Annotated in this window: 17 protein-coding genes; 11 read left to right on the top strand and 6 right to left on the bottom strand. The window is 34.9% G+C overall.

All coding sequences use genetic code 11. The annotated features are described in order from the left end of the window. Complete coding sequence (locus KA900_RS08350; protein ID WP_096808846.1) at nt 1–642, bottom strand: redox-sensing transcriptional repressor Rex; 642 nt, start codon at nt 640–642, stop codon at nt 1–3. A gap of 151 nt (nt 643–793) precedes the next feature. Between KA900_RS08350 and KA900_RS08355 the strand changes: the two genes are divergently transcribed. Together KA900_RS08355 and KA900_RS08360 are read left to right on the top strand one after the other, a co-directional pair. Next, complete coding sequence (locus tag KA900_RS08355; RefSeq protein ID WP_096808845.1) at nt 794–2,722, top strand: ABC-F family ATP-binding cassette domain-containing protein; 1,929 nt, start codon at nt 794–796, stop codon at nt 2,720–2,722. Between the two features lie 343 nt (nt 2,723–3,065). Further along, the gene (locus KA900_RS08360; protein WP_115342046.1) at nt 3,066–4,658 is read left to right on the top strand and encodes a MutS-related protein; all 1,593 of its coding nucleotides are present in this window, start codon (nt 3,066–3,068) and stop codon (nt 4,656–4,658) included. Between the two features lie 272 nt (nt 4,659–4,930). Here KA900_RS08360 and KA900_RS08365 read toward each other — a convergent pair whose 3' ends face one another. The 5 genes from KA900_RS08365 to tsaE all read right to left on the bottom strand — a co-directional run bounded on the left by KA900_RS08365 (nt 4,931) and on the right by tsaE (nt 8,208). Then, on the bottom strand, nt 4,931–5,353 hold the full coding sequence (locus KA900_RS08365; RefSeq protein ID WP_115342045.1) for a VOC family protein: 423 nt from the start codon (nt 5,351–5,353) through the stop codon (nt 4,931–4,933). 292 nt (nt 5,354–5,645) lie between these two features. After that, a complete protein-coding gene (tsaD, locus tag KA900_RS08370; RefSeq protein WP_115342044.1) occupies nt 5,646–6,674 on the bottom strand; it encodes a tRNA (adenosine(37)-N6)-threonylcarbamoyltransferase complex transferase subunit TsaD in 1,029 nt (342 codons plus the stop codon). Next, nucleotides 6,667–7,131: a ribosomal protein S18-alanine N-acetyltransferase gene (gene rimI, locus KA900_RS08375; RefSeq protein WP_096808841.1), complete on the bottom strand. Its 465-nt coding sequence runs from the start codon at nt 7,129–7,131 to the stop codon at nt 6,667–6,669. Before rimI ends, tsaD begins: the two co-directional genes overlap by 8 nt. Continuing rightward, on the bottom strand, nt 7,104–7,766 hold the full coding sequence (gene tsaB, locus KA900_RS08380; protein WP_115342042.1) for a tRNA (adenosine(37)-N6)-threonylcarbamoyltransferase complex dimerization subunit type 1 TsaB: 663 nt from the start codon (nt 7,764–7,766) through the stop codon (nt 7,104–7,106). Before tsaB ends, rimI begins: the two co-directional genes overlap by 28 nt. Beyond that, nucleotides 7,747–8,208 (bottom strand): tRNA (adenosine(37)-N6)-threonylcarbamoyltransferase complex ATPase subunit type 1 TsaE, encoded by a 462-nt coding sequence (gene tsaE, locus KA900_RS08385; RefSeq protein WP_096808839.1) that lies wholly within the window; start codon nt 8,206–8,208, stop codon nt 7,747–7,749. Before tsaE ends, tsaB begins: the two co-directional genes overlap by 20 nt. Before the next feature lie 655 nt (nt 8,209–8,863). Here tsaE and ilvD point away from each other — a divergent pair. The 9 genes from ilvD to ilvA all read left to right on the top strand — a co-directional run bounded on the left by ilvD (nt 8,864) and on the right by ilvA (nt 19,833). Then, nucleotides 8,864–10,552, top strand: a complete 1,689-nt coding sequence (gene ilvD / locus KA900_RS08390) for a dihydroxy-acid dehydratase (protein ID WP_096808838.1) — start codon at nt 8,864–8,866, stop codon at nt 10,550–10,552. Between the two features lie 12 nt (nt 10,553–10,564). Next, the gene (ilvB, locus tag KA900_RS08395) at nt 10,565–12,355 is read left to right on the top strand and encodes a biosynthetic-type acetolactate synthase large subunit (protein ID WP_107644318.1); all 1,791 of its coding nucleotides are present in this window, start codon (nt 10,565–10,567) and stop codon (nt 12,353–12,355) included. Next, entirely contained in the window at nt 12,352–12,825 is a 474-nt protein-coding gene (gene ilvN / locus KA900_RS08400) for an acetolactate synthase small subunit (RefSeq protein ID WP_210139431.1), read from the top strand. The genes ilvB and ilvN overlap by 4 nt, the downstream gene beginning before the upstream one ends. A 44-nt stretch (nt 12,826–12,869) precedes the next feature. Next, nucleotides 12,870–13,874 carry a ketol-acid reductoisomerase gene (gene ilvC / locus KA900_RS08405; RefSeq protein WP_096808835.1) on the top strand — a complete coding sequence of 335 codons (1,005 nt, stop codon included), beginning with the start codon at nt 12,870–12,872 and terminating at the stop codon, nt 13,872–13,874. Nucleotides 13,875–13,999: 125 nt separating this feature from the next. Continuing rightward, the gene (locus KA900_RS08410) at nt 14,000–15,535 is read left to right on the top strand and encodes a 2-isopropylmalate synthase (protein WP_096808834.1); all 1,536 of its coding nucleotides are present in this window, start codon (nt 14,000–14,002) and stop codon (nt 15,533–15,535) included. Beyond that, on the top strand, nt 15,532–16,572 hold the full coding sequence (leuB, locus tag KA900_RS08415; protein WP_115342041.1) for a 3-isopropylmalate dehydrogenase: 1,041 nt from the start codon (nt 15,532–15,534) through the stop codon (nt 16,570–16,572). Before KA900_RS08410 ends, leuB begins: the two co-directional genes overlap by 4 nt. 17 nt (nt 16,573–16,589) lie before the next feature. Continuing rightward, on the top strand, nt 16,590–17,960 hold the full coding sequence (leuC, locus tag KA900_RS08420) for a 3-isopropylmalate dehydratase large subunit (RefSeq protein ID WP_103373572.1): 1,371 nt from the start codon (nt 16,590–16,592) through the stop codon (nt 17,958–17,960). A 1-nt stretch (nt 17,961) separates the two neighbouring features. Then, complete coding sequence (gene leuD / locus KA900_RS08425) at nt 17,962–18,537, top strand: 3-isopropylmalate dehydratase small subunit (protein WP_096808831.1); 576 nt, start codon at nt 17,962–17,964, stop codon at nt 18,535–18,537. A 27-nt stretch (nt 18,538–18,564) separates the two neighbouring features. Beyond that, nucleotides 18,565–19,833 carry a threonine ammonia-lyase IlvA gene (ilvA, locus tag KA900_RS08430; RefSeq protein ID WP_115342040.1) on the top strand — a complete coding sequence of 423 codons (1,269 nt, stop codon included), beginning with the start codon at nt 18,565–18,567 and terminating at the stop codon, nt 19,831–19,833. Nucleotides 19,834–20,701: the final 868 nt, after the last annotated feature.

Consider the following 20,701-nt stretch of genomic DNA (forward strand, 5'->3'; position numbering starts at 1 on the left):
TTATTTATTACTGTAGTTTTTCATAAAGAATAATAAAGATTGTAGCTCAATTCCCAAATCAATATGGTGGACTTGAACATCTACTGGTGTATACACACGTGTTGGTGTAAAGTTGAGCACGCCTTTAATGCCAGCATCAACCAAAGTATCTACAACTTGTTGTGCAGCATCTTCAGGCGTTGTTAAAATCACAACATCTATTTGTTCTTGTTTTAATATATCAGTAGCCTTCGAAAATGGACTCACAGTAACTTGCCCAATTTCAGTACCGATCACTTCATCTCGTATATCAAAAGCTTCCGTTATGGTCATTTCATCATGAATAGAAAAGTTATATGTTAATAATGCTTTACCTAGGTTTCCTACACCCACGATGGCGATTTTAATTTCATCATTTTCACTAATTTCATTTTTGAAAAAATGTAATAAACTGTCAATATTATAGCCATACCCTTTTTTGCCTAATTCACCAAAATAAGAAAAATCACGACGTATTGTTGCAGAATCAATATTTAATCCTTCACTAATTGTTTTAGAATTAACTCTGTCTATACCTTTAGATTTTAATGTATTGACAAATCTATAATATAACGGTAAACGCTTCAATGTGGCACGAGGAATCTTTTCGCTTTGGTTAGCCAAGATCTTGTCCTCCTATACTATGATCTATTACTAATTAATCTTATAATTACTACAACATTATACATTAATACATGCTAAGAATAAACACTGATAGTTTTAACAATGCTTAGAATACGGTAGAATGATAATGGATAGAGAGGTGCAAAATCGGATGATATTATTACAACTAAATGATATAACAAAATCATTCGACGGAGAAGATATTTTTAATGACGTAGATTTTGAAGTTAAAACAGGCGAACGTATTGGTATAGTCGGTCGCAATGGTGCTGGTAAATCTACTTTAATGAAAATTATTGCTGGCGTCGAAGATTATGATAGTGGCCATGTTTCAAAGAGTAAAAATTTAAAACTCGGCTATTTAACACAGCAAATGACATTAAATACAAATCAAACTGTTATTGAAGAAATGTCTAAACCATTTGAGAGTATGAAACAACTTGAAAATGAAATGAAAAAAGAAACAGATTGGTTAGCGCAACATGCAAATGAATATGATACAGAAGAATATAAAACACATATTGACCGCTATGAATATTTATCAAATGAATTTGAACAACAAGATGGATATCAATACGAAAGTAAAATCAAAACAGTGCTTCATGGTCTGAATTTTACTGAATCAGATTACAACCGCCCTATTAATGATTTTAGCGGAGGTCAAAAAACAAGACTTTCACTAGCCCAAATGCTCCTTAGCGAACCTGATTTATTATTATTAGACGAGCCTACGAACCATTTAGACATGGAGACCACGCAATGGTTAGAAGGGTATTTGAATTACTTTAAAGGCGCTATTGTAATCATCAGCCATGACAGATACTTTTTAGATAAAATTGTAAACCAAATCTATGATGTTGCACTCGGAGATGTACAGCATTATGTAGGTAATTACAAACAATTCATTGAACAAAGGGATAAATATTATGAAAAACGCATGCAAGAATACGAACGTCAACAAGCTGAAATAAAACGCTTAGAAACTTTTGTAGAAAAAAATATTGCACGTGCTTCAACTACTGGCATGGCAAAAAGTCGTCGAAAAATGCTCGAAAAAATTGAAAGAATCAATAAACCAATGATTGATGCCAAAAGTGCGAATATCCAATTTAACTTTGATAGAAACACAGGTAACGATGTTTTCCATATAAAAAATTTAGAAATTGGCTATGAACAAGCTATCACTAAGGGGATTAATATTGAAGTTTCTAAAGGAGATCATATAGCCATTATTGGGCCCAATGGTATTGGTAAATCTACATTAATCAAGACAATTGCAGGCATTCAGCCTCAATTAGCTGGGCAAATTACTACAGGTGCCAATTTAAAAATAGGTTATTATGATCAAAAACAAGCTGAATTCAAATCAAACAAGACGATTCTCGATTATCTATGGGATCAATATCCCTCAATGAATGAAAAAGATATTCGGGCAGTGTTGGGTCGTTTCTTATTTGTCCAAGAAGATGTCAAAAAAATTATCAACGATCTTTCGGGTGGTGAAAAAGCCCGGTTACAATTAGCGTTACTCATGCTCGAACGCAACAATGTCCTTATATTAGATGAGCCAACTAACCACCTTGATATAGATTCGAAAGAAATGCTCGAACAAGCATTAGATCATTTTGAAGGAACCATATTATTTGTTTCCCATGATCGTTATTTTATTAATCAACTGGCAAATAAAGTTTATGATTTAGATCATGAGGGCGGCACAATGTATCTAGGTAATTATCAATATTTCATTGAAAAAAAAGAAGAAAATGCAGCTATCCAAGCCAAAAAAGAACAAGAAACTCCGACGCAATCTGAAGTAACCACCACGCAAAATAATAATTATTTTGATCAAAAACTTCAAAAACGAGAACAGCGGCAAATCGAACGGCAAATCGAACAAGTTGAAGCTGATATAGAAAACTACGAAAGTAAAATTGGTGAAATTAACGAACAATTAACCTTACCAGATATATATAGCAATCCTGAAGAAGCAAGTCGTTTAGCCAAAGAAAAAGAAGAAAGCGAACAAAAATTAGAACAAGTGATGTCTAAATGGACAGAATTACAAGAAAAGTTAATATAATTATGAACTACTCAAAAATACGGAATGATTTTATCATTTTCCGTATTTTTTATGTTTTTTTACACTCGAATTATTAACAGCGATAAACCTTATAACGAGAGCTGTCCACAGAGTTATCCTAGTTATCCACAAGCAAAAAGCAATACCATTTTGTATTGAATTTTCAGATAACAAGTCATATCCACACACATACACACTACTTATCCACAGGTTGTACACTAACTGTTGATAAGTACGCACGTTCCCTATTGACATCTAGCAAAGTTTATTTAATTTAACTAATTGTTTATTAATCCATTTAATGACATAATTATTGTAATCATTAAAAAGAGAGATCGGACCTATGTTACCGTTATTTTGGTTTTTTATTGCTTTTATCATCGCTGCTTTCCTCGTGTCTATGATGACAAATATTGTGACAAATAAAAAATTAAAGCATGATATCCAGCTCTTATGGTCAAAGCAAAAGCCTCTAGAGAATTTTGTTCGGCCGAACCATATATATAGTTATCAGTTTGATACATATCAATTTCAATATGATAAAAACGCATTAGTAGATGATAAAACTTATTCAGATTTAAACATTAACGCTATGTTTGAGAAAATGAACTTTAATTTTACTGCTATAGGGGAAATGAGATTATATGCAACCTTAAGAAAAATGTTTACAATCAGTAACCAAAGCTTAATACATAAATTTAAACATGATGAATCATTTCGGATACAACTTTCTATACATTTAGCAGAAATCGGTAAAGCAATTTATCCAACATTCCCGGACCAACTATATACGGTTAAACGAAATAATTGTTTTATGTTATGCACGTATTTCCCTTTGATTTTTATTATTTTTTCTTTTTTCAATCCTGGTTTAGGCATATTACTAACGATACTTAGTGCCATTTTTAATATGGTTTTAAGCGGGGTGCTAAAAAAGACATTCAATCAAGATTTAAATTCAATATTTTATACATCAATGGTTATTAAAAAAGCGTATGCGCTACAAAAAATTGATGGCGTCCCTACGATAGATGTTGATTTCAGTCATTTTAAAACTGCTCGTAAACTGAGTGGATTGTTAGGAAAAGTTAATACGTCTGAAGATGCTATGGTATTTGCTTTTTTATTTAAAACTATGTTTATGCTGGATTACCACATTTTTCACTTAATACAAAATAGTTTTAAAAAATACGAGTCCGAAGTGATGTCATGTTACGACTATATAACAAATATTGATAATCATTATGCTGTGGCATTATGGAGGGAAACATTAACACAATATACATTTCCAGAAGAAAACGAAGCAAGCACACTGGAATTTGAGGAAATTACACATCCCCTACTTGATTACGCAGTGCCTAATGATTTAGAGATCAATAGTCATATTTTACTAACTGGTTCAAACGCTTCCGGTAAGTCTACTTTTATGAAATCTATCGCGTTAAATCTTATATTAGCTCAAACAGTATATACCGTGACCGCAAAGCATTTCAAATTTAAACCAGGTTTAGTTTATACTTCTATGGTTAATCAAGACGATATATTATCTGGCGATAGTTATTTTATGACCGAGATTAAATCAATAAAGCGTTTATTTGATATACAAACAAATAACATGGTTTATTGTTTCATAGATGAAATTTTCAAGGGAACAAATACTACAGAAAGAATTGCAGCTTCTGAATCTGTTTTAAATTACTTAGGCCCCTGTAAACATTACAGAGTGATTGCTGCAACTCATGATATTGAATTAACTTCATTATTAAAACACAATTATATAAATTATCATTTTAATGAAATCATTTCTGACAATGGAATTACTTTCGATTACAAAGTGAAATCTGGCAAAGCAGATACGAGGAATGCTATTGAACTATTAAGAATTATGGATTTTCCTGAACAAGTTTATTCACGTGCTCAGGCGTTATCCTCTTAAAATGATTTCATGGTGTAAATTAAGTTTTTACGCAATATTGTTTAATCTTAAAACCAAAGGCGAGATGCAGAAATCATATCCTTCTAAACCAATGTATCTTATCCTAGCAAACCTAACTGAAAACCATACAATTATTGAATTTTTTATAAATAATGAGAGACCGATGTGGTCTCTTTTTTATGTAAAAGAAGCTTAGTAAAGTGTAGTAAATAAGCGAAACCTCTTTACTAAGCACTGCACGTCTTCATAACCATTTGACGTATTTAAATTTATTATTCTGCATTAATCATCCAAGTTATGCCAAATGGATCATTGAACATACCATAAAGATTAGACCATTCTGTCTTACCTAAAGGCATTGTTTCTTCACATCCTGCTATAATCGCTTTATTAAAAAAGTCAATCGCAAGTTGTTTCTCCGCTTCATTATGATAGTCAAACGTAAATGTTACAATCGCACCACTATTATCAATTTTTTTATTTTTCCATGTATCACTACAATAGAATGTTTCTCCTAAAATTTTGAAGGACGCATTCATTGTAAAGTTTTTATCGACTTGATATTCTTCAGGCATATCCGCAAACATTTCATGATCTCCGCCTACACGCTGAATATCTGTTGCACCTAATTTTTTTTCGTAAAAATCTAATGCAGCTAAACTATTTTGAAAGTTAAAATACTGAACTGATTTCATTTCAAAACCCCCTTTTTTTAATGCGTGAATCCATACAAAAACACTAAAATACTTATACCCCATTTCTCACATTTAAACATTTTAACTTAGTATGCTATACAAAATTACTTTTTACTTAAAAACAAGATCTAATTTACTTCAATACAAATTTTTATATCAAATTTAAATATTAAAAAAGCAGAAAATGAAACCAACCATCAAGTTGATGTCATATTTCTGCTTATCTAGTTACTTTTCTCTTATTTGACCGAAACAAACGTAGAAATACATGAGCTATTATATTTTTAAATAATTATTTAACTATTGAAAATTGTTCTATATCCATATTATTAAAACCATTTAATGACATATCTCCTGTATAACCTGCTTGATATAAATAATGCGCTGCTGCGCCAATCATTGCTGCATTATCTGTACACAGGCTTGGGCTTGGAATACGCAAGTTAATACCATGCGTGTCACATACTTCAGTTAATTGCGCCCTTAAACCTTTGTTACTTGCAACGCCTCCTGCTACAATTAACTGTTTCACATCATAAGCTTCACAAGCTGATATTGATTTTCCAACCAATACTTCTACAACACTATTTTGAAAACTAGTTGCTACATCTTCAGGTTTGATTTCACAATTTTTTTGACGTAAATTATGCAATTTGTTAATCACTGCACTTTTTAACCCACTAAAACTAAAATCATAACTATTAGCGTCTAACCATACGCGCGGAAAGCCATAACTATCTTGACCTTTTGCTGCTAACTGATCAATTTGTGGCCCACCTGGATAACCTAATCCAATCGTTCTCGCAACTTTATCATAAGCCTCTCCAACTGCGTCATCTCGTGTTTCTCCTATGACTTCAAAATTTAAATGGTCTTTCATATATACAAGTTCTGTGTGACCTCCCGAAACAATTAAAGCCATTAATGGAAATTGTAAAGGGTGCTCTAAATGATTAGCATAAATATGACCTGCAATATGATGCACGGGTATCAAAGGTTTGTCGTAAGCAAAAGCAAGCGCCTTTGCAGCATTGATACCTACTAATAAAGCACCTATTAGTCCAGGTCCTTGCGTTACTGCAATTGCATTGATATCCTTCATTTGTAATTTTGCTTCTCTTAAAGCTTGATCAATTGTTGTAGTGATACCTTCAACATGATGCCTACTCGCAACTTCTGGTACGACGCCACCAAAACGTTTATGACTTTCAATTTGACTTAACACAATATTGCTTAAAATTTGCGTTCCGTTTTTTATAATACTTACACTAGTTTCATCACAACTAGATTCAACTGCTAAAATTAATGTTTGATTATTCATTTAAATTCACCCACATCACTATCGCATCCTCACCTTCACCGTAATAATTTTTTCGCTTACCACCATATTGAAAACCTAAATTAGTATAAACATGTTGTGCTACTTCGTTATCTACACGTACTTCTAAACTCATAATTTCACATTTCGTTTGTACGTAGTTCATTGCATATTTTAATAATAATTGTCCTAACCCGTAACCTCTATAAGCCTCATCTATTGCCACAGTTGTAATCTGAGCTTGATCAATCACAATCCATATACCAATATAACCAACAATTTCCTCATTAAATTCTATTATAAAATAGTGCGCAAATTCATTTTTTTCTATCTCATGATAAAAAGCGTCTATTGTCCAACTACTGTCATTAAAGCTATTTCTTTCTATATCAAATACTTGTGGTACATCTTTTATAGTCATCAAACGTATATTTAATTCTTGTTCTGTTGGTTTAACCAATTTCTCTCGGCCTCAGATAATTTAATATAATTGGGTTTAAATTGATGAATATCGGCAGTAGTTTCAATAAGTTTTTTCATATATTTTGCTTTAGGTAAGTTAGGTATACCCTCACTATCTAATAAGTCTTTTAATTTTTCAGTGTCTATACCCACAAATACATATGGTTTGTCCATACGATGTAATAAATCAAGGAGCGTTTGTATTGGTAAATATTGGTCTTCTTTAACTTTCACTAAATTATTTGCTTTATATTCATAAATACCTGTATATACTGCTTCTCTCCGGGCATCAAAAATAGGTACAATTAAACGTTTATCATCTTGCACAGTGGCAGCTAACGCTTTGAGTGATGAAACACCGTATAATTCAGCATTCAATGCGTATGCTAAAGTTTTAGCAACTGTTACACCAATTCTTAATCCTGTGTAAGAACCTGGTCCTTGAGCTACAATAATCGCGTCAATATCTTCTTTCGCTATTTGGCTTTCACCAATCACCTGTTGGATAGCTGGCATCAATTGAGTAGAATGATTCTGCTTTATATTTGAATTTATTTCGCTAAGTACGTTATCATCTTGCATCACTGCAACAGATAAAGGTTGATTCGATGTATCAATCAACAAGCATTTCATGTTCAACAGCCTCCTTTATTTTTAGATAATGTTGACCAACGGCTTTTATTTCTATGTCTCTTTCAGTTGGGCTTACTGTTTTAATATTAATAATAAGATGCTCAGGTGGTAAAAATTCTGTTATAAATTGACTCCACTCTATCAATGTGATTGCTTTATCTTCAAAATATTCATCGAAACCTAAATCTTCTTCGCTATCTTCTAATCTATAACAATCCATATGATGTAATTTTAAAGTTTCACCTTGATAAGATTTAATGATATTAAAAGTTGGAGAATTAATATTACGTTTGACCCCCAGTGCTTTACCAATAAATTGACTTAATGTTGTTTTTCCCGCACCTAGATCACCGTTCAATAATATGATATCTCCGGCAGATAGATGTTTCGTTAATATTTCACCAAATTGCTCCATATTTTCCAATCCTTTAATTTTAATCATATTCCTCTCCTTTTTTTTAGCGACACTTCCAAATTAATTTGGATTAGTGTCGAGCTTGCTTCATGTAACCTGCTTAACTAAGCAATTTTTTAGTCATACTTACTACAATGGAACGACAAATTTATTTTTTTAAATATGTTTGTTGTCCAACCCGCTCCATTTAAATATTATTTAAGTTTAAATCGACTTATACTTTATATAAATGAATATATTCTATAAAAATGATGGTACGCTCAAACATTTGATTTTATTAAATTAACTATTACAGTTTAACAAATTTTTTAGTATTTTACTTCAAACTAAAATAAGTTCTAAGTATTTAAAATTGTGTGAATTGAGAGAAAATTTAAAAAAATCATTGACAGTATAGCTTCAGTATAGTAAATTTAATTTATCGAATTTTTAGACAATTCAATTTAACAAATAAAAACAAACCATTCTATCGGAAAGGAGCATAATAAAATGACCAAACATACAACGCAATACCAACCAACAACTTCAAATATTTTAGTCATTTTATTATGCTATTAGGACTGGAACTTTAGTAAAGAATCTACTAAATGTTTAAGTCCTATTTCTAGTTGAATGGGACTCAAAAGCGTCCCAATTATTTATTGGGACGCTTTTTTATTTTCAAATTTATGGGGGAATTAATATGAGAAGCGATATGATCAAAAAAGGAGATCATCAAGCTCCAGCAAGAAGCCTTTTGCACGCAACAGGCGCTTTAGAAAAACCAACAGATATGAACAAGCCTTTCGTAGCTATTTGTAATTCATACATTGACATTGTCCCAGGACATGTTCATTTAAGAGAACTTGCGGATATTGCTAAAGAAGCAATTCGTGAAGCAGGCGCTATTCCCTTTGAATTTGACACTATCGGTGTTGATGACGGTATTGCAATGGGACATATTGGAATGAGATATTCACTTCCGTCCAGAGAAATCATTGCAGACGCTGCAGAAACTGTTATCAATGCACATTGGTTTGATGGTGTTTTTTACATACCGAACTGTGACAAGATTACACCTGGCATGTTATTAGCATCTGTAAGAACTAACGTTCCAGCTATTTTCTGCTCAGGTGGGCCTATGAAAGCAGGCTTATCATCACAAGGTAAAGCATTAACTTTGTCTTCCATGTTTGAGGCCGTTGGTGCATTTAAAGATGGTTCAATTTCAAAAGACGAATTTCTAGATATGGAACAAAATGCTTGCCCTACTTGTGGTTCATGTTCTGGTATGTTTACAGCGAATTCAATGAATTGCTTAATGGAAGTTTTAGGATTGGCTCTCCCATATAATGGCACAGCATTAGCAGTAAGCGAACAACGTAGAGAAATGATTCGTGAAGCAGCGTTTAAACTTGTTGATAATATCAAAAATGATATTAAACCAAGAGACATTGTAACAAAAGAAGCAATTGATGATGCATTCGCTTTAGACATGGCAATGGGTGGTTCAACAAACACTGTTTTACACACTTTAGCTATTGCAAATGAAGCTGGTATCGACTACGACCTCTCAAGAATTAACGAGATTGCAAAGAAAACACCTTACCTCTCAAAAATCGCACCAAGTTCTTCATATTCAATGCATGATGTACACGAGGCAGGTGGCGTTCCAGCTATTATCAATGAATTATTTAAGAAAGAAGGTACATTGCATCCAGATAGAATTACAGCTACAGGAAAAACGCTTCGTGAGAACAATGAGAACAAAGCAATACTAAATAGTGACGTTATTAGACATCTCGATAATCCATATGACAAACAAGGTGGCCTTTCCATCTTATACGGTAACTTAGCTCCAAATGGTGCAGTTATTAAGGTTGGTGGAGTCGACCCTTCAATTAAAGTATTTAAAGGAAAAGCAATCTGTTTCGATTCACATGATGAAGCTGTGGAAGCGATTGATAATCACGTTGTGCGTGAAGGACACGTAGTTGTTATCAGATATGAAGGACCTAAAGGTGGCCCTGGTATGCCAGAGATGTTAGCTCCTACATCTTCTATTGTAGGTAGAGGTTTAGGTAAAGATGTTGCATTAATTACAGATGGTAGATTTTCAGGAGCGACGAGAGGCATAGCAGTCGGACATATTTCACCAGAAGCTGCATCAGGTGGCCCTATCGCTTTAATTGAAAATAACGACGAAATTACGATTGATTTAACGAACAGGACATTAAACGTAGAAGTTTTAGATGAAGTATTGGAATCCAGAAAACAAAACTTAAAACAATTTAAAGCAAAAGTAAAAACTGGTTATCTTGCACGTTATACTGCATTAGTAACAAGCGCTAACACAGGTGGTATTATGCAAGTACCTGAAGATCTCATTTAAGGAGTGAGCATTATGTCTAAACAAACTGAAATACTTGAATACGAAAAGTCAGAAAATTTAGATTATTTTGAAACAACAGAAACAATTGAACCTGAAATGGAATTAGAAAAAGAAACAATTGATGAAATGAAATCTGGTTCAGAATTATTAGTAGATTCGCTCGCAAATGAAGGTGTAGATTTCATATTTGGTTACCCTGGCGGTGCAGTACTCCCATTATATGACACATTTTATGAAGGGAAAATCGAGCACATTTTAGCTAGACATGAACAAGGCGCAACTCACGCTGCTGAAGGGTATGCCCGTGTTTCTGGTAAAACAGGTGTTGTTGTAGTGACAAGCGGACCAGGAGCCACAAATGCGATCACTGGTATTGCAGATGCATATAGTGACTCTTTACCATTGGTAGTTATTACTGGCCAAGTAGCGACAGCAGGTATTGGCAAAGACGCCTTTCAAGAAGCGGATTTACTTTCAATGACGACGCCAATTACTAAGCATAACTATCAAATCAAAAATGTAAATGAAATACCAAAAGTACTTCATGAAGCATTTCACATTGCTAATTCTGGAAGAAAAGGACCAGTTGTCATTGACTTCCCTAAAGACATGGGTATTTTATCAACTAATGTAGATGTTTCAAATGAACTAGATTTACCTGGTTACTCGGTACCTAACAAACCGGATAAAACTGAAATTCAAAAATTACGTGATTATTTGAAAACTTCTAAAAAGCCTATTGTACTTTCAGGAGCTGGTATTAACCATGCTAAAGCAAATGAAGTATTGACCGAGTTTGTTACACGACATCAATTACCTGTAGTAAGCACTTTATTAGGACTAGGAGCAATTCCATATGACAATCCCCTGTTTTTAGGAATGGGAGGTATGCATGGTTCCTATGCAAGTAACATGGCATTAACAGAGTGTGATTTACTCATTAATTTTGGAAGCCGCTTCGATGATAGGCTTGCTAGTAAACCAGATGAATTTGCTCCTAATGCCAAAATTGTTCATATAGATATCGACCCTTCAGAAATAAATAAAATTATCAAAGTGGATTTAGGTATTGTAGCGGACTGTAAAGCAACTTTAGAAGCTTTATTAGATTTTGAAAGCTATTCAATCAGACACGAAGAATGGCTAGAAACATGTTTTAACAATAAATCAGCACAGCCTTTCGCTTTTAAAGAAGACGCTGATGGTACTTTCTCAAAACCACAACGCACAATTGAATATATAGGAGAAATTACTCAAGGTGACGCCGTGGTTACTACTGACGTAGGCCAACATCAAATGTGGGTTGCACAATACTACCCATTTAAAAACCATGGTCAATTAGTAACAAGCGGTGGCTTAGGAACAATGGGCTTTGGTATCCCCGCTGCAATCGGTGCAAAGTTAGCAGAACCTGATAAAACGGTCGTAGCTTTTGTAGGTGATGGCGGTTTCCAAATGACAAACCAAGAAATGGCAATCTTAGAAGAATACAACTTGGATATTAAAATAGTAATCATAAACAATGGTACTTTAGGGATGGTTAAGCAATGGCAAGATAAATTCTTTAATAAACGTTTCTCTCATTCTGTATTTAACGGACAACCTGATTTCTTAAAATTAGGAGAAGCTTATAACGTTAAAGGATTTCTTATAGATGATCCGGCGCATTTAGAACAAAAACTAGATGAAGCTTTCCAACATGATGGTCCCGCGTTAATTGACGTTCGTATTTCACCAATTGAACCCGTTAATCCAATGGTTCCTAGTGGTAAAGCTAACTACGAGATGGAGGGATTATTATGAGACGCACATTTAGAACCAAAGTTATGGACAAGGCTGGTACTTTAAACAGGTTAACAGGTATTTTTGTACGTAGGCAATTTAATATTGTCACACTATCAGTAACGCCCACTCGAGAAGAAGGAATTTCTAATATTACTTTTGTAGCAGAAATCCCAGATTCAGATGTGTTACGAAATCTATTAAGACAACTCGAAAAACAAATAAACATCATAGAAGTAGAAGACATCACGGATACAAACACATACAACAGAGAATTAGTACTTGTGAAATTAGAAACACCAAGTAGTCATCAAGATTTACAAAATATTATTAAACCATATGATGCGCTAGTTTCAGTTCTAAAAAGTGAGGCGCCTTATACGTATCTTCAAGCTTCTGGCCCACAGTATACAATGGACAACTTATTAGACGATCTATCATCATATAACATTGAACAAGTTTCTAGAACTGGTTCAGCAAGTTTAGTTTAAAGCTAAGTACTAAAACGATATTTTAAAACATGGAGGATTTTATTATGACAACAGTTTATTATGACCAATCAGTTACGAAAGATGCATTACAAGGTAAAAAAATTGCAATCATTGGATATGGTTCACAAGGCCATGCCCATGCTCAAAATTTAAAAGACAACGGCTACGATGTCATCATCGGTATTAGACCTGGACGCTCTTTTGATAAAGCAAAAGATGACGGCTTCGAAGTTTACCCTGTAAATGAAGCAGCAAAACAAGCTGATGTCATCATGGTGCTTTTACCCGATGAAATTCAAGGACAAGTATATAAAGAAGAAATTGAACCTAATTTAGAACCAAATAACGCACTTGTTTTTGCACACGGCTTTAATATTCACTTTAATGTGATCCAACCACCAGAAACAGTAGATGTATTTTTAGTAGCACCAAAAGGTCCCGGACATTTAGTTAGACGTACATTTACTGAAGGAAGCGCAGTACCTGCCCTATTTGCAGTCGAACAAGATGCAAGTGGTGAAGCTACTGATTTAGCGTTAAGTTATGCTAAAGGAATTGGTGCAACACGTGCAGGCGTTTTAGAAACATCATTTAAAGAAGAAACTGAAACAGATTTATTTGGTGAACAAGCAGTGCTCTGTGGTGGTACAACAAAATTAATTCAATCTGGTTTCGAAACACTTGTCGAAGCTGGTTATCAACCAGAAATCGCTTATTTTGAAGTGTTACATGAAATGAAACTTATTGTTGACTTAATGTACGAGGGCGGTATGGAAAATATGCGTTATTCAATTTCAAATACAGCTGAATTTGGTGATTATGTATCAGGTCCACGCGTAATTACTCCAGATGTTAAAGATAATATGAAAGCAGTGCTTAACGACATTCAACAAGGAAACTTCAGTGATCGTTTCATCAAAGATAATGAAAATAACTTTGAAGAATTCCATAAATTGCGTGACGAACAACACGGACATCAAATTGAAGCAGTCGGCAAAGATCTACGTGAAATGATGCCGTTTATTAAATCAAAAAGTATTGAAAAATAATTAGTTATATGATGATATCTGGAGAATCAAACTGTGTAAAATATCTTTGATATTTACTGTAATGTGCGATTCTTCAGCCATTACATCATATGTTGCTAAAATTTATTTATTAGGAGATGTTTAAAATGAATAGCCATATTCAAATATTTGATACCACACTAAGAGACGGCGAACAAACACCGGGCGTCAATTTTTCATTCGATGAGCGTCTAAAAATCGCTAAGCAACTTGAAAAATGGGGTGTAGATATTATAGAAGCTGGTTTCCCCGCTTCAAGTACAGGTAGTTTTAAATCTGTGGAAGAGATTTCTAAAACCTTAACAACAACTGCTGTTTGTGGATTAGCACGTTGTGTGAAGAAAGATATTGACGCCGTTTATGAATCAACTAAGGAAGCTGTAAAGCCTAGAATACACGTATTCTTAGCAACTAGCCCTATCCACCGTGATTCAAAACTAATGATGTCTAAAGAAGACGTTTTAGCATCAATCAAAGAGCATGTAGCCTATGCTACAAATTACTTTGAGCTCGTTCAATTTTCACCAGAAGATGCTACAAGAACTGAATTACCTTTCTTAATCGAATGTGTCCAAACTGCTGTTGATGCTGGAGCAAGTGTAATCAATATACCTGATACTGTTGGCTTTAGTTACCCTTCAGAATATGGCAAAATTTTTAAAACACTCCAAGAAAAAATTAAAACTGATCATGAAGTCATCTACAGTGCACACTGTCATGACGATTTAGGTTTAGCAGTTGCAAATAGTATGGCTGCAATAGAGAACGGCGCAAAACGTATTGAGGGAACTTTAAATGGTATTGGGGAACGTGCAGGTAATACGGCCCTTGAGGAAGTAGCACTTGGCCTTTACGTTCGACAAGATCATTACGGTAACCAAACTAGAATAAATCTTGAAGAAACGAAAGACACTTCTGATTTGATTGCTCGATACGCAGGTATTCGAGTCCCTAGAAACAAAGCAATTGTTGGTCAAAATGCATTCAGCCATGAATCAGGAATTCATCAAGATGGCGTCCTTAAGAACCCTGAAACATATGAAATTATGACACCTCAACTCGTAGGCGTTAAAACAACTGAATTACCATTAGGAAAACTATCGGGTAAACACGCATTTTCAGAAAAACTAATTGCATTAGGCTATGAAGTTGAACCAGAAGAACAAAAAGCACTATTTAAGCAATTTAAAACAATTGCCGATAAGAAAAAAGCAGTTACTGATAGAGATATTCACGCATTAATTCAAGGTACTGAGCATGAACAAAATGCGATTTACAAAGTTGAAACATTGCAACTACAATTCGTTTCAAATGGATTACAAAGTGCTGTGGTCGTCATTAAAGATAAAGATGGTCATACGTATCAAGATTCAAGTATCGGTACCGGCTCTATTGTTTCTGTATATAATGCAGTAGATCGTATTTTCAATCGCGAAACGGAACTTATTGATTATCGCATAGAGTCTGTAACTGAAGGAACGGATGCACAAGCAGAAGTACACGTACAAATTAAAATTGGAGATCAAGAAGTTACTGGCGTAGGTATCGATCATGACATTTTATTAGCTTCATGCAAATCATATGTAGAAGCTCATGCTAAATATGTCTCAAATTCGAAAGTGGAAGAAGGTATTCACTCATGAGTTATAAAATTGTTGCTCTACCCGGCGATGGTATTGGACCTGAAATTTTAAATGGTTCATTAGAAATTCTTTCTCAATTAAGTTCTGACTTTAATTTTAATTATGAAATAGAAACCCATGATTTTGGCGGCATCGCAATAGACAATCACGGTACGCCGCTACCCGATACGACACTAAATGCTTGTAAGCAAGCAGATGCCATTCTGCTAGGTGCTGTAGGAGGACCTAAATGGACAGATCCTAATAATAGACCCGAACAAGGCCTATTAGGTATTCGTAAATCATTAGGTTTATTTGCTAACATCCGCCCTACTACAGTCACTAGTGGTACAAGTCACTTGTCACCTATTAAAAAAGAACGCGTTGCAGGTACCGATTTTATCTTAGTCAGAGAATTAACGAGCGGTATATACTTCGGTGAACCAAAACATTGGAATGAAAAACAAGCTTTAGATTCTTTAACTTATACACGTGAAGAAATTGAACGAATCGCAAGAGTTGCCTTTGATTTAGCTCAAAAACGTCACAAGAAATTGACTTCTGTGGATAAAGAAAATGTGCTTTCATCTAGTAAATTATGGCGTAAGGTTATCAATGACGTTGCTAATGAATACCCAGATGTAGAAGTAAATCATTTACTTGTCGATGCTTGTGCAATGCATTTAATTACTAACCCGTCTCAATTTGACGTCATCGTCACTGAAAATTTATTCGGAGATATTTTAAGTGATGAAGCATCGGTTATCCCAGGTTCTTTAGGTCTTTCTCCGTCAGCCAGTTTTAGTGAAAATGGGCCAAGGCTATATGAACCTATTCACGGTTCTGCGCCTGATATCGCTAACCAAGATAAAGCCAATCCATTCGGCATGCTTTTATCACTCGTCATGTGTCTAAGAGAAAGTCTTAAAGAAACAGAAGCCGCTAATAAATTAGAATCGGTCGTTTACCAACTTATTGAAGAAGAAAAAACAACGCGCGACCTCAATGGTAATTATAATACATCAGATATTTTTAAATTCGTTAAACAAAATCTTTAAAAAGGAGGAGATGTCATATGGGTAAAACACTATTTGATAAAGTTTGGAACAAGCATGTCTTAACTGGTAAAGAAGGTGACCCACAATTATTATATATAGATTTGCATCTTATACATGAAGTCACATCTCCTCAAGCATTTGAAGGACTAAGACTACAAAATAGAAAACTTCGTAGACCAGATTTAACATATGCGACATTAGATCATAACGTACCGACAGTAGATATTTTTAACATTAAAGATGAAATAGCGAATAAACAAATCACAACACTTCAAAAAAACGCTACAGAATTTGACGTTCATATATTTGATATGGGATCTGACGAACAAGGCATCGTGCATATGGTTGGTCCTGAAACTGGACTTACACAACCTGGCAAAACGATTGTATGTGGTGATTCTCATACAGCTACACACGGTGCTTTCGGTGCAATCGCTTTTGGTATTGGTACAAGTGAAGTTGAACACGTCTTTGCCACACAAACGTTATGGCAAACCAAACCAAAAAATCTTAAAATCGATGTTACAGGTCAATTACCTACAGGTGTATATGCTAAAGACATTATCTTATATCTGATTAATCAATATGGTGTAGATTTCGGTACGGGGTATGCCCTTGAATTCTCTGGCGAAACAATCAGTAGTTTGTCAATGGAAGCTAGAATGACCATTTGTAATATGGCAATTGAAGCTGGAGCCAAATACGGCATGATGGCCCCTGATGAAACAACATTTGAATATGTTCAAGGGCGCCCTTACGCAACAAATTATAAATACGCAGTTGATGAATGGCGTGAGCTGTATACAGATAAAGACGCAGAATTTGATAAAGTTATTCAACTTGATGTGTCAGATTTAGAGCCGCAAGTAACTTGGGGGACAAGCCCTGAAATGGGTGTGAGTTTTAATACACCCTTCCCAGAAATTGAAGATGTGAATGATGAACGTGCTTATAACTATATGGGATTAGAACCAGGCCAAAAAGCAGAAGATATTGAATTAGGTTATGTATTCTTAGGTTCATGTACGAATGCTCGACTATCTGACCTTATTGAAGCAAGCCATATTGTAGAAGGAAATCAAGTGCATCCTAATATCACTGCAATTGTTGTGCCAGGATCTAGAACCGTAAAAATAGAAGCTGAAAAATTAGGTCTTGATAAAGTATTTAAAAATGCTGGTTTTGAATGGAGAGAACCAGGTTGCTCCATGTGCCTAGGAATGAATCCAGACCAAGTACCAGATGGGGTTCACTGCGCTTCAACAAGTAACCGTAATTTTGAGGGACGCCAAGGTAAAGGTGCACGAACACACTTAGTCTCCCCTGCCATGGCTGCTGCGGCAGCAATTAACGGTAGATTTGTAGACGTTAGAAAGGTGGTTGTATAATATGGATATCCAACCTATTACAACTTATACAGGAAAAGTTGTGCCATTATTTCACGATAATATTGACACTGACCAAATTATCCCCAAAGTACACTTGAAACGTATTTCAAAATCAGGATTTGGGCCCTTTGCTTTTGATGAATGGCGTTATTTAGCAGACGGATCAGACAATCCAGAGTTCAACCCAAATAAACCTGAATACAAAGACGCTTCTATTTTGGTGACAGGTGATAATTTTGGATGTGGATCAAGTCGTGAACATGCAGCTTGGGCCATTAAAGATTACGGTTTTGATATTATTATTGCCGGTAGTTATAGCGATATTTTTTATATGAACTGTACTAAAAACGCTATGCTGCCTATCGTTTTAGATGAAAACGAAAGAGAATATATAGTAGAAACAGGAGAAGTCACTGTTGATTTGCCTAATCAAACAGTGACTGCAGGAAACAAACAATTTCATTTTGACATTGATGAAACCTGGAAAAACAAGCTTATTAACGGACTTGATGATATTGCAGTAACACTTCAATATGAAGATCAAATTCAAGCATACGAAACAGCAAAAACATTTTAACGAAACTTAAATAAAGGTGTGAAATTTATGACTGTAAAAACAACTGTTTCTTCCAAAGATATCGATGAAGCTTTCTTACAATTAAAAGATGTTGTTAAAGAAACACCCTTACAAAAGGATCATTACTTATCACTTAAATATGATTGTAACGTCTATTTAAAAAGAGAAGACTTACAATGGGTTAGGTCCTTTAAACTGAGAGGTGCTTATAACGCAATTATAGCGTTAAATGAAAATGATAGACAAAATGGTATTACATGTGCCAGTGCAGGTAATCACGCACAAGGTGTTGCATATACAGCTAACAAATTAAATTTAAAAGCAGTTATTTTTATGCCTGTAACGACCCCACTTCAAAAAATTAACCAAGTGAAATTTTTTGGAGGCCGTAATGCAGAAGTTGTCCTAACAGGAGATACTTTTGATGATTGCTTGAAAGAAGCACTTACGTATACTGAGAACCATAAAATGAATTTCATTGACCCCTTTAACAACATTTATACAATTGCTGGGCAAGGCACATTAGCAAAAGAAATCATTGAACAATCTGCTGAAGATGATATACAATTTGATTATTTATTCTCAGCAATTGGCGGTGGTGGTTTAATTTCAGGTGTAGGTACTTATTTTAAAGCACATTCACCACAAACTTCTATCATCGGTGTAGAGCCTGCTGGGGCTAGCAGTATGTATGCTTCAGTAGTACTACAAAATCAAATTGTAACTTTACCTGATATTGATAAATTTGTAGACGGTGCGTCAGTAGCAAAAGTAGGCGAAATCACTTATGATATCGCTAAAAATGTAGTAGATGATTACGTTCAAGTGCATGAAGGTGCTGTATGTTCAACTATATTGGACATGTATTCTAAACAAGCGATTATTGCTGAACCTGCAGGCGCATTGAGTGTGACAGCACTAGAACAATACCGTTCAGAAATTAAAGGTAAGACAGTTGTTTGCGTTGTGAGCGGTGGCAATAATGATATTAATCGTATGAAAGAAATTGAAGAACGCTCGTTGTTATTTGAAGAAATGAAACACTATTTCATTCTTAACTTTCCACAACGCCCTGGCGCTTTAAGAGAATTTGTCAATGAAGTCCTTGGACCGAAAGATGATATTACCAAATTTGAATACCTTAAAAAGAGCTCACAAAATACAGGAACAGTTATCATCGGTATCCAATTAAATAATCATCGAGATTTAGATAACCTCAAATCAAATGTAGATCAATTTGATCCTTCAAATATCTATATCAATGAAAATAAAATGCTTTATTCACTACTTATTTAATATTCGACAACGTCCCTCTTCTCCGTTTACGGAGTTAGTGGGACTTATACATGAGCTGAGGGCTCATGTATTCCTTTAGTTCGTCAGCTTCAAACGCTTTCTCATAACAATCGTTTTTCAGTGCTTCACACTGGTAGTTAAGCTCCTTTTGGGCAAAAAAATAGACCTTTCAGTCTCGGCTCATCGCATCCTATATGCTTGCCTGGCAACGTCCTACTCTTGCGGAACGTAAGTCGGCTACCATCAGCGCTAAGAAGCTTTCTTGCCATGAGGCAAGCGCTCGCATCTTTAAAGTCCCTCTTCTCTGTTTACGGAGTTAGTGGGACTTATACATGAGCTGAGAGCTCATGTATTCCTTTAGTTCGTCAGCTTCAAACGCTTTCTCACGGCAATCGTTTTTCAGTGCTTCACACTGATAGTTAAGTCCTTTTGGCAAAAAAAAGAGACCTTTCGGTCTCGGCTCATCGCATCCTATATGCTTGCCTGGCAACGTCCTACTCTTGCGGAACGTAAGTCGGCTACCATCAGCGCTAAGAAGCTTTCTTGCCATGAGGCAAGCGCTCGCATCTTTCCTCACTTGCTGCACGCTTTCCTTACTCACTTACCACTTGTAAGCTCGTTTCGTCTTTCGCTTAGTTCGTCAGCTTCAAACGCTTTCTCATGACAATTGTTTTTCAGTGCTTCACACTGGTAGTTAAGTTTTTTTGGCAAAAAAAAGAGACCTTTCGGTCTCGGCTCATCGCATCCTATATGCTTGCCTGGCAACGTCCTTCTATTGCGGAACGTAATGAGGCTACCATCGTCGATAAGAAGCTTTCTTGCCATGAGGCACGCGCTCGCATCTTTAAAGTCCCTCTTCTCTGTGTCG

It is taken from the genome of Staphylococcus sp. GDY8P120P, from assembly GCF_017892065.1.
GTDB lineage: Bacteria > Bacillota > Bacilli > Staphylococcales > Staphylococcaceae > Staphylococcus > Staphylococcus nepalensis.